Genomic DNA, 15,712 nt, shown 5'->3' on the forward strand with positions numbered 1-15,712 from the left:
ACTATGACTGCAGAATTAGGAATAACAAATGGTTATGGAGTAGTTCTGGCTGCTGATAGTAGTCTAACAATGCAAGACCATAGCGCCCGAAAATATTATATAACTGGCCAAAAAATTTTTAAGTTATCATTGAAGCATAGTGTAGCTATTATGTTTTATGGAAATGCTACAATCAATGGTCAAAAAATACAATCAATTGTTGAAGGGTTTAACCAATACTTAGGTGAAGAGCCATTAAATAAATTTACAGAATACGTTCAGTTGTTTAAGGAATATTTGATTAAATCAGCAAACAGAGAATATGAGCAATATATTAAGCAGAAACTAGAAGATATATTGAACAACTTACATAGCACTTACAAAACTCAAGACTTGTTAGGAAATCTGATTGAAGTAAAAAAAGAAATTCAAGAAGAAAAAATACCTTATACTTTTCAAGAGTTTCAGAAATTCGTGAATCAAGATCGAATGAGTCAATTTTTGATTAGTGAAGACAATAAATATACTACTGAGGAACTAGAGTATGCGTATTATATGCTAGTTAGTCAAACTGTATCCAATTTTTATACGACAGGAATTGTATTAGCAGGAAAAGGCAAGGAAGAAAATTATTGTTCATTATGGAATAATGAATTATATGGTGTTTTAGACAGTAAAATTTTCTCAATAAAAGAAATATTAAGTTCTCCTAATTATAGTAATTTATACAAATTTGCCCAAAGTGATGGTGCCGATGCTTTATTGTTAGGTGTAGATAGAAAAGTTAGCGATGCCTTTTATGATAAGTTGTATATGAAATATCAAGGTACGGATACTATCGAAATAACAAAAGCATTTCAAAGAACAGTTGATGATTACTATAACAAATTTTATCGAGCATACATTAATGGTTTAACCTTAGATAAGGTGGCTAATTTTGCTAAACAATTAGTTTTAGCTACTATGATTAGGCGTAACTTTTTTGACAATAATCAAACAGTAGGTGGAAGCATTGATGTTTTAACTATCGCAAGTAATGGTAAAGTATCTTGGATGCAAAAAGGGAAAAATGTACGAGATATAGAGTTAAAAGTTACGAGTGAAGAAAGAACAGGTCATAACTTAAAGAAGCCGAGAATTTCAGATGAGCCTGAATTAACATTTGACGAGTGGATAGAAAAGCAAATAAGTTTAGCTGAAAAGGTTGTTAATAGAGAAGAAAAGCAAGATGATGAAGACTCAAAAGATGAGATATCATTTAAAGAATGGATAAATCAGCAAATAAAAAGTGCTGAGGAAATCGTAAAGAGAAATGAGTGAAACTATGGATAACGAGAAATTTGAAAAAGAAGCGTTGCAAGTAGTAGAGAATTTTTTAAAGAGTAATACGCAGGTATTAATAGTATCTGGGCGAGCTGGTAGTGGAAAGTCGACTTTAGCTGGAAAAATTTATGAATTAGCTAATAAGAATAATGGGTATGAATATTTCCAAGCACAGATCTTATCTCCTACGGGGCAATCTGTAGGTCTAATTAAACAAAAATTTCCTCAAATTCCAGAACAAGATTGTCAAACGATCTATCGTAAAATCTATCGAAGAGCAACAAAAAAGATTGATGATGGAGATAATTTGATATTTGATTTCAAATTAAACAAACAAGAAGATAAGAATGTTTTTATTATAGACGATGCTTCTTACATTTCTGATGAAGAAAACAATAGGGGAAATTTGCATTTTGGTTCTGGAAAATTATTAACGGACTTGTTGACTTCTACTCAGATTTTTGAAAAAGGTAATGTCAAAATAATATTTATTGGCGATGAATATCGATTATTACCAATTAGAGATACTAGTGCTAAAGCTTTAAAGCAAACTTATTTTGAAGAGTTAGGCTTAAATACTATGAAATACGAATTGAAAACCCAATATCGTATGCATGGGGAACTAGCTAGAGGTATAGATAAATATGCCGAATTGATTACTAGTGTAGAAAATCATCAAAAAATAATACCTTATGAATTTAAAAATACTGGTAATGTTAGAAATATTGATGAGGCTGATTGGAGCAAGGAAGAAAAGAAACAAAAGATTGCTGGGCAATTTAATCGTGACAATAAGAGAAATAAGGTAGTAGTAACTTATTCAACTAGAGCAGCTCAAGAATATAATAAATTGATTCGTAGAAAACTTCAAAATATGGAAGATGCACCGATTAGTAGTGGTGATTTAGTAGTATTTTCTAAAAATCAATATGATTTACTTGTAATGGATGCTGCAAGTAATGAGTTCAATGAGGACTTTTTCACTGGAGATATTGCTGAAATAATCGCAACCTATGATCGAAAATCAAGTAATGTAAGAGTTAATAACCAAGATGTAACTTTGTCTTATGTAAAGGTTAAATATCGTTTAGAACGAACAGGAAAAGAGTATGTGAGCTACTTATTAGAAAATGTTCTAAATTCAGATGACTCTCAACTTTCATCAGATGAGAGGACAGCACTATTTTACGATGCTGAAGAACGTATAGGAATTACAGAAACTCCAGAAGAACATCGTCGTCATATTAAAAGTAATAATGAATACTGGGAAACAGCCATAAAGAAATTAGCAAATGTTGGAGAAAGTGGATTATCTGTATCAGATAAGGATAGGATAAGAGAACTTTTGAGAAAACATCCGATTTGTGATCCTAAAAATGAATGTGAAAGATATCAACTACTAGACAAGATTTATCAGGATAAATTTTATAATAGTATCCAAGTGAAATATGCTTATGCGATGACTGGTCATAAAGTTCAAGGAAATGAATGGAATGATGTATATGTAGATTTTACTGACAGAAATGGATTAGATGAATCTAGTTTACGTTGGACTTATACAGCTTTATCAAGAGCGATAAAGAATGTATTAGTATTTAACGCAACCAGTTTATTTGGTAACTTTGATATCTCAAATGAATTTATTGGCAAAAAGAAGAATCTTGAAAAAGAAAGAGAAATGGCAACTAAGATTGAAGAGTATCAATTTAATGATGAAAAGATTGCTCGCTTAGTAGATAAGGTGGAAGAAATTTCTGAAAATAATGGTTTAGTTGTTACTAATATCGATGATAGAAATTTTGAAAAACAATATTTTGTTTTGATTTATCTAAGTGATGTTGAAAATAACAACTATGTCATGCAAGCATATTATAATAGTCGAAAATTTTGGACTAAAGCAACACTTCGTAGCAAGCTAGAAATAGCTGATAAATTAGAGTTGATTGGAGCAGAATTTAAGAAGATAAATCCAAATTTTAGAGGAAGTGCGGACAATGAATGATGTTGAAAAAATGATAGCAGTTCGCGATGTTGATGGATTAAATGATGCGATTAGTTTTTTAAGAAAAGATGGTAGACTAGCAGAAGCTTACCATGTATGTAAATTGGCACAGCAAAACAACCTAGATGTAACTGCATCTGCAGTATGGGTATTGTATGATTTTCTAAAAGCTGATAGTGAATTTACGAAATACATGAGAATTGTTCAAGAAAACTACGAGATTCAAAAGACTATATTCTCTGATGATTATGAAATTGGATATTTCTCATTGTATATAAAACTCACACAAGCACAAATAATGAGGAAAGCTTGGGAACTTAGTAAGCAAGAAAAATGGGATAAATTACATGAGTTAGTAACAACCTCATTTACATTTTTTGTAAATCAAGAATTTAATTTATCTGATTGGGATAGCGAATTAACAAGTACCTATAACTATTATTCTGGAAAAAATCAAATGGTAGGGATAAGTGGCTTTTTAAGCGATTTAATAAGTTGTTATGTAAGAAGTGAGCATTTTTTACATGCTGATATCCAAACTATTATGAATGAAGTTTTGAATTTCTATTCAAAGTATAAAGATAACTACATTTATATGGGTAAAGTCCTAGGAATAATGCTAACAGCGGTCATTTGGAAAAAATATAAATCCAAAGATTATGCAGCAATTGATAGATGTTGCAAGTTGGTTGTTAGAGAAATAGATAGGGAGCATCTTTCTGAAACACCATTTGAGTTGATTCTGGTCTTATCACAGATTAAATACTACCAATTGGGTAACAATAAAGCTGAGATTACTAAAAGAGAAAATGGATATATTTATCTAGTAGAAAAAGTATTAGATTTTAGCAAAATACCTGATGATTATTTGTCGCCTACTAAAAATGTGATGGAAGACAAAGAGTATTCTAGTAAAATTATCCAGATTATGCAAGGCTACGCAAAATCGCTATGTAATAGAGCAGATAGTGTAGAAAGATACTTAAAGGTAGTGCTTGAAATCTTTGCTTTGGAAAAGACGAAAAGATTACGCGAATATAGAGGACATTATGGCAAGAACTTGATTAATGATTTTATTCGAGTTTATGGATATGTGGAATATGTGCAAGATAAAAAAAATTTAATTCAAGAATATGGTAGCTTTTTGAAGAAAAAGGAACAGTTATCATATAACGATGACTTGGTACGTGAAAGTATTGGTGAGAATATAATCTATCTCGTGTATAAAACTACTCCTAAGGAATTAGAGAATTTAACAGATACATTGATAGCTGAATTGCCAGTAACAATCTTTGAAAATAGAGTCACAGAATTTAACAAGGCTTTAGTAATTACTAAATTTAATATCAGCAACCCTAAAGAATACCTCAGATTAATGACTTGGGTACTATCGAATGATGAGTCATTTGTAGCTGAAAATTTTAAAGAAGTAGAGAATCCTGATGATCCCTCTCGCCCTTATCCAAGCGACTTTGCAAAATTATTGAGTAGTTATTATGCAGCAGTATCAAGAACAAATACGGATGTTTTAGCGAGCTTGGATTTATGGCTAGAGCAACTTTCTGAAGTGAGGAAAGTTTATACTAGTAATAAAGCTGTTGGAGAGTTTTTAAGGATATTCTTGAAATTAGCTAAAGAAAAATCTGCTTCTCTAACTCAACAACAAGTACAAGTTATTATCGATAAATTAGGTAGTGTAGTTTTTGAAAACTATAAGGAAAATAAATGGATTGGATACTATTATTGCAAGATTTTATTGGATCATGACTTTGATGAAGAAACTGGTAAAGCATTCGATAAATTCTTGGTAACTGATAGAGGTAATAGTTGGCTCTGGAAAGCTTATGCAGATTTTGTAAAAGATGATAATGAGCTTAGAATAGCAGCTTTATTTGAATTCCTAAAGACTAAAGGTGATAGCGATGAAGTTAGAAAAGAAATTATAGAATATTTAATCGCAGCTAAAAATTCAGAATACTATGGTCCAATTAAGTTTGAATTATCTAAGATTAAGGATAAAGAATATAAGGCTAAGTTTGAAAATCTTCCTTGGTATGCAGAAACTCAATTGCCTGAAAGTAACCAGAAATTTTATCGTAAATTTACTAAGATGATTGAGCAGAAATTCAATGAGAAAATAGAAAAGCGTAATTTTTATGTTGCTGGTTCGGATGGAAAGAAATTCATTGATGTTGTCGTTTTAGACAAAAATGGCGAAAAAGTTGAAGGAATTATTATTGACGAAGAATTGCTGAAAAAAATAAGCTTATATGAATGTTATTTCGCTAGATTGGTACCTAAGAAAGTGAAAAAAGCTGGAATGAAACCACGCTTTGAATTGGTGGGCGATGTAGAAGAAACTACAGATTATACATTTAAAGTGAAGTTTATCCAAAATTATGAGGGTGTTTATAAACAAGGTTTGGATCCTTGGGATAATAGAGATCTCATTGTGACAGATTATGAAAATAAACGTATCCCAGCATGGATGGTTGAAGAATATCATTTACAAAATAATGATAAAGTGAAGGTAACCCAAAAGATTAAGCAAAAGAAAAATAAACTACTGTGGCAAATTGTTGATATTAAAAAATTAGAGACTGAGTGATAGTTAGATTTGATATAATGGAAGTGGATACTATAGAAAAGGATAGATTGCTTATGAAAAAACTCACTATCATTAGTTCAGTCATACTAAGTTCATTACTCATATTGACTGGTTGTGGATCTAATTCTAGTAAGAAGTCAAATGTAACTTCTAAGGTTAAAGTTGTTAAACAATCATCAAGTAAAAAGAGTCAAAAAGGTGTAGCTAAGAAGAAATCAGGTTCTTTATGGAATAACGATAAGGACAGCCGCCTAGAAGATTTTATGAAACAATGGGGAGAGGTCATGAACCAAACCTACACAAAGTATGATGGAACCAATAATATTCAAACGGCTTCGGGAATGAATTATCCTCAAGATTTTAATAGTACTACAGTAAATGGACAAAATGTTTCAATGGCATGGGATAAAAAAGGAACAGGTAAAAATGATTACAATGTTGTAGCCATCTATAACTACAATAAATCTTCAAGTTCTAGTATAACTTATGCATTTACTTTAGCTGATGGTGAACCTATTGTTTTAGTAAATGAGGGCAGTGGGAATAACTGGAGTGAAACTAAGAATAAATCACTTAAAGAAAATTTCGTGAACATCTTTGATGGTAAAGCTACTCATGTTGAAAAGCCAAAAGTATCATCAAGTAGTAGTGCAAAAAGTTCGAGTTCGACTAAAGCAACAGAAGATTTAGGCGAAGGACGTGGGGGATATGTGACTACGCCAGAGGCAATGAGAGGAACATGGTATTCTAAAGGCGAAGATGGAATGAAAAAATTAGTGATTTCTGAACATGAAATTACACTTATTAGTGCAGATGGTGAAACAAACCATGCTGTTTTATATAAAAGAACTAAAGATACTCCTTCTGATGTCAGTGAATCTGAACGTCAAAGTAAGGAAGAATGGAGAAGTGCTGGTAATATAGGTACTAATGGTATCAGTATGAGAGGCTGGTATCAACTTCAAGGCGGTGGTGAACATTTCTTTACACATGAAGAAGAAATTGACGGACAAAAAGTACCACTTGTTCTTTACGGTTTTGGGGCAAACAATCTTACAGATTATGTTTACTATCCAAGTGAAGATTTGGCTAACCAACAAAGTGATGCTAAATATGATGATATAAATTATAAATTTTAAATCATAGCTAATAACAAAAGACTGATAATCTACAAAACTAGAATAGATTATCAGTCTTTTAATATTCTTTATATAAAGTGAAGTACAACTACGCCAATAAACATAGTAATAAGTCCCAAAATACGCATTAGATTAATAGGATTAACTTTGGAATGGAGAAGTCCCCAGTTATCAATTATTGCACTGAAGAAAAGTTGTCCGAATAATACTAATACAATTACTTGACCAGTACCAATTTGTGGAACTAACCAAGAGCATCCTAAAACGTATATGGCACGTCAACTGCCCCAGTCTAAAGACATGGGGCTTGTAGCTCACGACCTTACGGTCAGTGGTAATAGCGCAACTTCGTTGCTCCCACACTATACGTGGCTACATTTGGGTGGTTGACAACACCCTAGATTACCAACATGTCAGTCGGTAACGTTAGTTAATTCAAATTTAGGGTTTTCAATTCCAGAAATATATTGCTTACCTAATTCGTACAAGTTCATAGCTCCAACACGGTCATCATTAGTTTTAAACCCACAGAAAACACAGTCATATCTATGTATTCTATGATTACGATTTTCTTTTCTAATTTGACCGCATTTAGGGCATCTTTGGCTAGTGTATTTAGCTGATACAATCAAGACTTGGCTTTGGCTTTTACGTGCTTTATAAGCTAATTTAGTTTGTAAATCATAAAAAGCCCATGAATGTAATTCTCTAGTTTGATTCTTGTTAGAATTAGTTTTTTCAAAAGTAACTCCAGATAAATCTTCCAAAACGAACAAGCTATTTTGACCGTAAGTGTCAACAAGTGTCTTAGATAGGCAATGGTTAACATCACTTATCCAACGGTTCTCTTTTTGACTTAGTCTTTTTAGTTTTCGCTTGGCAGATTTAGTTCCTTTACTTTGGAGTTGACTACGTAAATAGGCATACTTTCTACGTTTATAAGCAATAGCTTTACCATTTTTAAAACTGGTTTTACCTTTTTCGTCATAGCTAGTAACAATTTGTCTTAATCCACGATCAAGACCGATAATGTGTTGATTATGTTCTTTTTCCCAGTCATCAGTTTCAATGGTAACTGGAATGTGTAAAAACCAATGTTTTTTAAGCTGAACTAACTTAGCTGTACCTAGTTTGTAATTAGGATCAAAAAAGTTTAAATAATTGCCATTAAAAGCAACTTTTATTCTTTGTCCTAAGACATTCATAGATATTTTTGAGCCTTGTTCAACAAAAGAATAGTTGATATTACGCACATAATCAGCTTGTGGACGTGAGAATTTAACTGCTTTATGTAGCCAAGATAAATCACGCTTTTCATGGTACCATTCACCAGTATTTTGGTCTTGATAACGATAAGGACGTTGTTTTAATTGAGTTTCAACAGTCTTGTAACGAGCTTCAACGGTACGGTAGGTAGACTGAACCATAGCTGAATTAATTTCTTTAGATTCAGCACGTAAATAGTGATACATCTCTTTGTTGAATTTTTTACGATTTACCTTACAATCATTATCAAAATACCACTGACTAACAAGGTTACATAAACGTTGATATTCCTTAGTTACGGCTTTAAATTGAGCAACTTGTTCTTGATTAGGATATAAACGTACTTTAGCTATAATTACTGTTTTCATTTGATTTCACCACCTTTTATCCATATTTTTATTATAACATATTGGATAAAAAAGACACAAAATAGCTCCAAAAGGAGCTATTACTAGAGGCTGGAAAAAAACTATATTTTCAGATAAATTTTAGAAAATAGTTATATTAAAAACTGCTAGGAATCAACGTTTTTAGTAACGTGATTTCTAACGGTTTTTAAGTCTTGAGACTTTTTTCCCAGCCTCATTTGTCACTAAAAATCCTCCAATCCAAAGCCACCATTGCTTACTAAAATTTTGGTAAGCTAACTTTAAATTTGAAATCTGTACAGGAAGGATCAACACAATAATTATTAGCAATAGAGCACCAACAGTAAAAGAAATCATCGCAGCGTGTAATGACGATTTTAAAATAACACCTAAGTGACCGTTAATAGCTGTTTGAGTAGCCATTAGGACACCTGCGAAGATTCCTAACAATTGATAAGGTAGTAAATGATGTTGCTTTTTAGCCATTTTATCTTTAGGCATGAAAGCTCCTGTTGCTAGTAGCATGCCACCTGCTACTAATAATAAACCCACCATTTTAATGAAAGTGAATTTAGAAATTGGAGATTCAAATAAACCAAATTGATCAATAATTTGCCCCATGACAATTTGACCAAAGATAGGTAATACAGCAGTCTGTACACTACCTAATTTAGGAAAAAGTAAGATATTAGTAGTTAGTCCAACTACTCCTAAAACACCACCTAGCCAAATCCACCAAGGGTTGCTAGTAATTGTGGTTATATTTACTAAAGGAGAAGTACCTATAAGTATGAGCAGGATATTTAAAAAGATAGCTCCAACTACAAATGAAACCATTGAAGCAAGAAAGGAAGAGCCAGATACACTACCTAGTCTGGAATTAATTGCAGTTTGAATAGCTAGTCCACTTCCCATAAAAACGGGAATTAAAGCTAGTAGTAACATGTAATCACATCCTAATAATTATTACTCTTACTATACAAGTTGAAGTTAGCTACAAGTCAATAGCTAATTATCAAAAACAAATTGTTCAATAGCCTTTGCTAAACCATCGTTATTATTTGTATCAGTGATATAATCAGCTTTTTCTTTAATTGTATCGATTGCATTTCCCATCGCAATACTAAATCCGCCTTTTTCAATCATGGAAAGATCATTATTTTGATCACCAGCTGTTAAGATTTCATCAGCACTTATACCTAAATGTTTACCTAATTCAATAACAGCATTTCCCTTAGTTGCTAATGGATTCATAAATTCAAAGAACCATTTTTCACTGCGAATACAATCAAATTTGTCACGTAAGTCTTTTGGCAAGTTTGGAAGGGCTGAATCGATATTTTCTGGATAATCTGCCCACATAATTTTAGCAATTTCAATATCTTCAGGTATTTCTGTTACAGGACGATACTTCAGCTGCATATGTGTATAGAAAGTATCTAAAACAGAATAGTAGTTAATATCAGGAGAAGTAACAAATAATTGAGAATCAGTAGTAATTGTCTGCATATTAACTTTTAATTCCTTACTAATAGTGTCAAGACGTTTGAAATCAGAAAAGTCTAATAAATGTTTAAAAATAGCCTTGCCAGATTTAGCACTGACAGCTTGGGCACCATTGTGTGTAATCACAAAATTATCATCATTATCTAAACCTAATTGAGATAGGAGATTAGCGACGCCACTTAGCGGACGTCCAGTACATAAGACAACATAAATGCCATTAGCTCTTGCTTTTTTTAAAACGTCGATTGTCTTAGGTGAAAGATTTTTGGCATCATCAACTAGTGTTCCATCGATATCAGTTGCGATCAGTTTGATTTTACTCATGGTTAATTTCATCCTTTATTTTTTGATTAATGTGTCATTTTTTAGATAACTCTGAAATTCAGAATATATTGGACCGAATAATTCCAATTGCTGTTCAGATGATTTCATTTCTTTCGGAAAGAAGAAACGTTCATCGCCAGAAACTTTACCAGAAATAGCGGCTACTAAATTACTTACTTGAGATAATTCAACTAATAATCCATCTTTTTGCATAAGCTCTATTTGAGTGCGATGTTTATTTTGCGATGGTGAATAAGTGTCGTAAGGCAAGTCAAAACTATCATTGGTAGCCGTATAATATTCACTATCAAATCCGGCGTCAGCTACTAATTTTCGAAGAGTAGGGAGTAAGTAACGAGTATCTTCGCTTACTCTTACAGATTTGAAAGGTTTGCGATTTAAGAATCGGTCTGCCAGATCACTCAAAATTTTATCATCGCTATCTTGCCAAAGGGAGAAGTAAGAATTTAAAACACCATCATCAAGTTTCAAGTAGTCTGATAAACTAAAATTATCTTCGAAAAACGGAAAGAGTAGATTAGTTGGACCGAGACAATTTGTTTTACCATTTTTATAAAGATATTTGGCACGTTTTAATAAGTGACTCAGAATAACTTCAATTGAGCGTGATACAGGGTGGAAATACACTTGTTGATACATTTGAAAGCGACTAACGATATAATCTTCAACAGCGTGCATACCACTCATATCAAAGCTAATTCCATCAGGGTATGGTTTCATAACTCTTAAAATTCTAGTTAGATCAAAAGTTCCGTAATTTGTACCAGTGAAATAAGAATCTCTTAAAAGGTAGTCCATTCGATCAGCATCAATTTGACTAGAAATCATTTGAACAACTTGAGGGTTAGGATAGCTTTTTTCAATAACACTCGCAACTTTTTCTGGAAAATCGGGAGCCACTTTGCGTAAAACAGCATTAACTTCAGAGTGAGATGAAGTAATAATTTCAGTCGTCATTTTTTCATGATTGGTATGAAAAATATGTTCAAAAGTATGTGAATAAGCTCCATGACCAACATCATGTAAAAGTGCTGCACATAAAGCTACTAATCTTTCATCATCATTCCAAAGACCGTCTCCTTTTTCTTTTGAAGGGTAGTTACGTTGAAATAAATCACAAATTTTGCGAGTTATCTCGTAAACACCTACAGAATGAGTAAAACGGGAATGCTCAGCACCATGAAATACATAATTTGCGACGCCTAATTGTCGAATACGACGTAAACGTTGAAATTCTCTAGTGTTAATTAAATCTAAAATAACTTGGTGTTGAATGTAAATGTAATTATGGATTGGGTCACGAAGAACTTTCTCCATAGGTAACATTTGATGTTTGTAATCGGAAATCAAAAATTCGCCTCCTAGGTTCCAAATATAATGTAATGGATTTCAATATTAATACTAGCATAAAATACTAATTGAAATCAGATTAATGCCGTTTAAATTGAAAAAAATAATATCTAAGCTATAATATATTTGTAAATATAGGTATTTGCAGGCGAAACCTACTCACAACCTTGCCGTTGATAGAAAGGAAAAACATGAAGATTACTGTTTTGCAGCATACACCCAATGAAGGTTTAGGCATGATTAGAGATTATGCTCATTTGCATAAGCATGAGTTATATGTTTATCATCCTTATCAATTTGGGATTTTACCACAAGCAAACGAGATTGACTTTTTAATAATTTTAGGTGGACCTATGAGTCCTAATGATGATTTAGATTGGATTGTGCAAGAAAGAAAAATAATTGCAGAACTGTTAGCTAGAAAGAAGCCAATTATTGGATTCTGTTATGGGGCACAACAAATTGCTAAAACTTTAGGGTATAAAGTAACTAAATCACCATACAAGGAAGTTGGTTGGGCAAAAGTTTATCGACAATGTGATATTAATTTAGAATTACCTGATAGTTTTACTGCATTTCATTGGCATGAGGAAATGTTTGAGGTACCACAAGAAGCTAAATTGTTATTTAGTAGCGATTTAGTTAAAAATCAAGGCTTTATATTGGGAGATAATGTAGTCGGTCTGCAATTTCATTTTGAACAAGATGAAGATTCTGTGCGAGAAGTAGCTTTGAATGACGGTAATTATGCACTACAAAATAATGCATTACATCAAACTCCAGAAGATATAATAAAACATGGAGTACCTAAGGAAAATAAAGAAATTTTGTTTAAATTATTGGACTATTTATTAGTTTAAGATAGAAAATAAAGGGCAATTTAACTTTTATTTTGGAAGTGTTAGTTGTCTTTTTTGAATGTAATCACAAAACATATAATTAACTTTGAAGGAAGGATCATATGGAATTAAAGAATGGAACACCTATTGTTGTAAAAGTGGAAACAATTCGTAAACAAGATGGTGAAGTATCCAAGTATACTGAGACTTTTAATGGACAATATGTAAAAATGGGATCAAATATTTATTTGCGCTATCAAGAAAAGCATGATCAACACGAGGATGCAACAGTAACCTTTAAGATCACTGATGATGGTGAAGTTCAATTAAACCGTCAACAAGGTGAGATGAAGATGCGATTATATTTTGCTGGTCAAAAAAGAGTATCTACAACATATAAAACACCATATGGAGTAATCCCAATTGAAACTTTGACTAATAAAGTCAATATTTCCAAGAAAGATATGCCAATTTCTGCTAAAGTAGAAGTAGATTATTTACTATATTCCCAAGAAAAAATTGTTGGGGAATACAAAATTAGATTGCAATTTACTGCTTAATATTGTAGTATGAAGAGTAAACTGTTTGAAAGGACGTGTACCAGTTTGGAGCTTGAAAAATTCAAAGATGCAAATAAAGATGAATTGTCTATGATTGAAGTAGCCCACGAGATTTTACATCAACGTGGCGAAACAATGGCATTTGTTGATTTAACTAACGAAATCCAAGTCTATCTTGGTAAGTCTGATGAAGAGATCCGTGACCGTCTAGCACAATTCTATACAGATTTGAATATTGATGGTAGCTTCATTTCATTAGGGGATAATGTTTGGGGGTTACGTTCATGGTATCCATATGATTCCATTGACGAAGCACTCGTTCATGGCGAAGACGAAGAAGACGAGGAACGTCCACGTAAGAAACGTAAGAAAGTTAACGCCTTCTTGGCCGATGTTTCTGATGATGATGATGTTATCGACTATGATGACGATGATCCAGAAGATGAAGATCTTGACAATGATTATGATGATGAAGATGATGACGACGATGAAGGTAGTCATGAATTAAAACAATATACTAAAGATTTAGATGATATTGATGATGGCGATGATCCAGAAGATGAATTAGCTGACGGAATTGAAGGTCAATTAACAGAATTTTCTGACGCAGATCTTGATGAAGAAAATCAAGATTAAGATTTAATTCTTGACGTGTGCCTAAAGAGTATGTAGAATACAATACGGGCACTTCATATGAGTTATGAAGTAAAGAACGGATAATAAGGCTCCCTATTCAAAGATAAGCGAATAGGGAGTTTCTTGTTTTTGTGATAGTCCTTAAATAATTAATTTAACACAAGGAGAGTTATAATGACCAAGTATATTTTTGTTACTGGTGGTGTTGTTTCCTCATTAGGTAAAGGAATCGTAGCTGCATCACTCGGACGTTTGTTGAAGAATCGTGGCTTGAAAGTTACAATTCAAAAGTTTGACCCTTATATCAACGTAGATCCAGGGACAATGAGTCCATATCAACATGGAGAAGTTTTCGTGACAGATGACGGTACAGAAACGGATTTAGACCTTGGTCACTATGAACGTTTTATTGATATTAACTTAAACAAGTATTCTAACGTAACAACAGGTAAGATTTATTCTGAAGTGTTGAAGAAAGAACGTCGTGGCGATTACTTAGGTGCAACTGTTCAAGTTATTCCACATATCACTAACATGATTAAAGAAAAAATCATGCGTGCAGGTACAATCACAGATGCTGATGTAGTAATTACAGAAGTTGGTGGTACTGTTGGTGATATTGAATCATTACCATTCTTGGAAGCTTTACGTCAAATGAAGTCTGAAGTAGGTAGTGAAAATGTAGTTTACATCCACACAACACTTGTACCTTACTTACATGCTGCTGGAGAAATGAAAACTAAGCCAACTCAACATAGTGTTAAAGAACTACGTGGTTTAGGAATTCAACCAAATATTTTAGTTGTACGTACTGAAAAGCCAATTTCTCAAAGCATGCGTAATAAGATTGCTAACTTCTGTGACGTTGAACCAGAAGCAGTAATTGAATCTATGGACGTAGATACACTTTACTCAATTCCATTGAATCTACAAGCTCAAAACATGGATGAAATTGTATGTAAGAAATTACACTTAGATACACCAGCTGCAGATATGACTGAATGGGCTGCTTTACGTGATAAAGTTAAGAATCTTTCAGGTGAAGTTAAGATTGCTTTGGTTGGTAAGTATGTTCAATTACCAGATGCTTACATTTCTGTTAACGAAGCATTGAAACATGCTGGATACACAATTGAAGCTAACGTTAAGATTGATTACTTCGATTCTGAAAAGTTAACTGCTGAAAATGTTGCTGATGAATTGAAGGGTTATGATGGTGTCATTGTTCCTGGTGGCTTTGGCGATAGAGGTCTTGAAGGTATGATTCAAGCAATTCGCTATGCTCGTGAAAATGATGTACCTTACTTAGGTATTTGCTTAGGTATGCAAATGGCATGTATTGAATTTGCTCGTGATGTTGCTGGTATTGAAGATGCAACAACTGGTGAAGTAAATCCAAAGGCTGCTAATAAGATTATCGACTTGATGGCTGATCAAGAAGATGTTGAAAATATGGGTGGAACACAACGTTTAGGTCTATACCCATGCAAGTTGAAGGCTGGTTCTGTTGCTTCTGCTGCATACGGTAACCAAGATGTAATTCAAGAACGTCACCGTCACCGTTATGAATTTAACAACAAGTATCGCGATGAATTGGCAGCTAAAGGTTTAGTATTCTCTGGTACTTCTCCAGACAACCGTTTAGTTGAAGTTGTTGAAATTCCAGAAAACAAATTCTTTGTTGCTGCACAATACCATCCAGAATTCTTATCACGTCCACAACGTCCAGAAGGTCTATTCCAAGCATTTATTAATGCTAGTGCTGGTAAGTAATATTGATTTAAAGACAAT

The 15,712-nt window shown here is 32.8% G+C and carries 13 protein-coding genes; 8 read left to right on the plus strand and 5 right to left on the minus strand.

Annotated elements, in window-relative coordinates:
* Window positions 1-3 precede the first annotated feature (3 nt).
* Genes PTA89_RS01465 through PTA89_RS01480 form a run of 4 tightly spaced genes read left to right on the plus strand, consistent with a single transcriptional unit; the run spans window position 4 to window position 7,051 of the window.
* Window positions 4-1,299, plus strand: a complete 1,296-nt coding sequence (locus PTA89_RS01465; protein ID WP_324177278.1) for a hypothetical protein — start codon at window positions 4-6, stop codon at window positions 1,297-1,299.
* Window positions 1,292-3,304 (plus strand): ATP-dependent helicase, encoded by a 2,013-nt coding sequence (locus PTA89_RS01470; RefSeq protein WP_324177279.1) that lies wholly within the window; start codon window positions 1,292-1,294, stop codon window positions 3,302-3,304. Before PTA89_RS01465 ends, PTA89_RS01470 begins: the two co-directional genes overlap by 8 nt.
* A complete protein-coding gene (locus tag PTA89_RS01475) occupies window positions 3,297-5,912 on the plus strand; it encodes a DUF7017 domain-containing protein (RefSeq protein WP_324177280.1) in 2,616 nt (871 codons plus the stop codon). Before PTA89_RS01470 ends, PTA89_RS01475 begins: the two co-directional genes overlap by 8 nt.
* Before the next feature lie 53 nt (window positions 5,913-5,965).
* A complete protein-coding gene (locus tag PTA89_RS01480) occupies window positions 5,966-7,051 on the plus strand; it encodes a DUF4767 domain-containing protein (protein ID WP_324177281.1) in 1,086 nt (361 codons plus the stop codon).
* 68 nt (window positions 7,052-7,119) lie between these two features.
* On the opposite strand, the gene PTA89_RS01485 is transcribed toward PTA89_RS01480, so the two are convergent.
* The 5 genes from PTA89_RS01485 to PTA89_RS01505 all read right to left on the minus strand — a co-directional run bounded on the left by PTA89_RS01485 (window position 7,120) and on the right by PTA89_RS01505 (window position 11,862).
* A complete protein-coding gene (locus tag PTA89_RS01485) occupies window positions 7,120-7,323 on the minus strand; it encodes a DMT family transporter (protein WP_087251151.1) in 204 nt (67 codons plus the stop codon).
* Between the two features lie 141 nt (window positions 7,324-7,464).
* Window positions 7,465-8,685 carry an RNA-guided endonuclease TnpB family protein gene (locus PTA89_RS01490; RefSeq protein WP_087251119.1) on the minus strand — a complete coding sequence of 407 codons (1,221 nt, stop codon included), beginning with the start codon at window positions 8,683-8,685 and terminating at the stop codon, window positions 7,465-7,467.
* A gap of 177 nt (window positions 8,686-8,862) precedes the next feature.
* A complete protein-coding gene (locus tag PTA89_RS01495; protein WP_324177282.1) occupies window positions 8,863-9,630 on the minus strand; it encodes a DMT family transporter in 768 nt (255 codons plus the stop codon).
* Between the two features lie 63 nt (window positions 9,631-9,693).
* A complete protein-coding gene (locus PTA89_RS01500) occupies window positions 9,694-10,515 on the minus strand; it encodes a Cof-type HAD-IIB family hydrolase (RefSeq protein WP_324177283.1) in 822 nt (273 codons plus the stop codon).
* 15 nt (window positions 10,516-10,530) lie between these two features.
* A complete protein-coding gene (locus PTA89_RS01505; RefSeq protein WP_275066595.1) occupies window positions 10,531-11,862 on the minus strand; it encodes an HD domain-containing protein in 1,332 nt (443 codons plus the stop codon).
* 215 nt (window positions 11,863-12,077) lie between these two features.
* Between PTA89_RS01505 and PTA89_RS01510 the strand changes: the two genes are divergently transcribed.
* From PTA89_RS01510 to PTA89_RS01525, 4 genes are all read left to right on the plus strand, one after another.
* Window positions 12,078-12,746, plus strand: coding sequence for a type 1 glutamine amidotransferase (locus PTA89_RS01510; RefSeq protein WP_094371949.1), 669 nt, complete (start codon window positions 12,078-12,080; stop codon window positions 12,744-12,746).
* Window positions 12,747-12,847: 101 nt separating this feature from the next.
* Window positions 12,848-13,285 carry a DUF1934 domain-containing protein gene (locus PTA89_RS01515; protein WP_324177284.1) on the plus strand — a complete coding sequence of 146 codons (438 nt, stop codon included), beginning with the start codon at window positions 12,848-12,850 and terminating at the stop codon, window positions 13,283-13,285.
* A gap of 45 nt (window positions 13,286-13,330) precedes the next feature.
* Window positions 13,331-13,921, plus strand: coding sequence for a DNA-directed RNA polymerase subunit delta (gene rpoE / locus PTA89_RS01520; protein ID WP_003708857.1), 591 nt, complete (start codon window positions 13,331-13,333; stop codon window positions 13,919-13,921).
* Between the two features lie 174 nt (window positions 13,922-14,095).
* A complete protein-coding gene (locus tag PTA89_RS01525) occupies window positions 14,096-15,694 on the plus strand; it encodes a CTP synthase (RefSeq protein WP_034983749.1) in 1,599 nt (532 codons plus the stop codon).
* The last annotated feature ends 18 nt before the right edge of the window (window positions 15,695-15,712 follow it).

The sequence above is a fragment of the Ligilactobacillus salivarius genome, from assembly GCF_035231985.1.
In the GTDB taxonomy this organism is placed as follows: domain Bacteria; phylum Bacillota; class Bacilli; order Lactobacillales; family Lactobacillaceae; genus Ligilactobacillus; species Ligilactobacillus salivarius.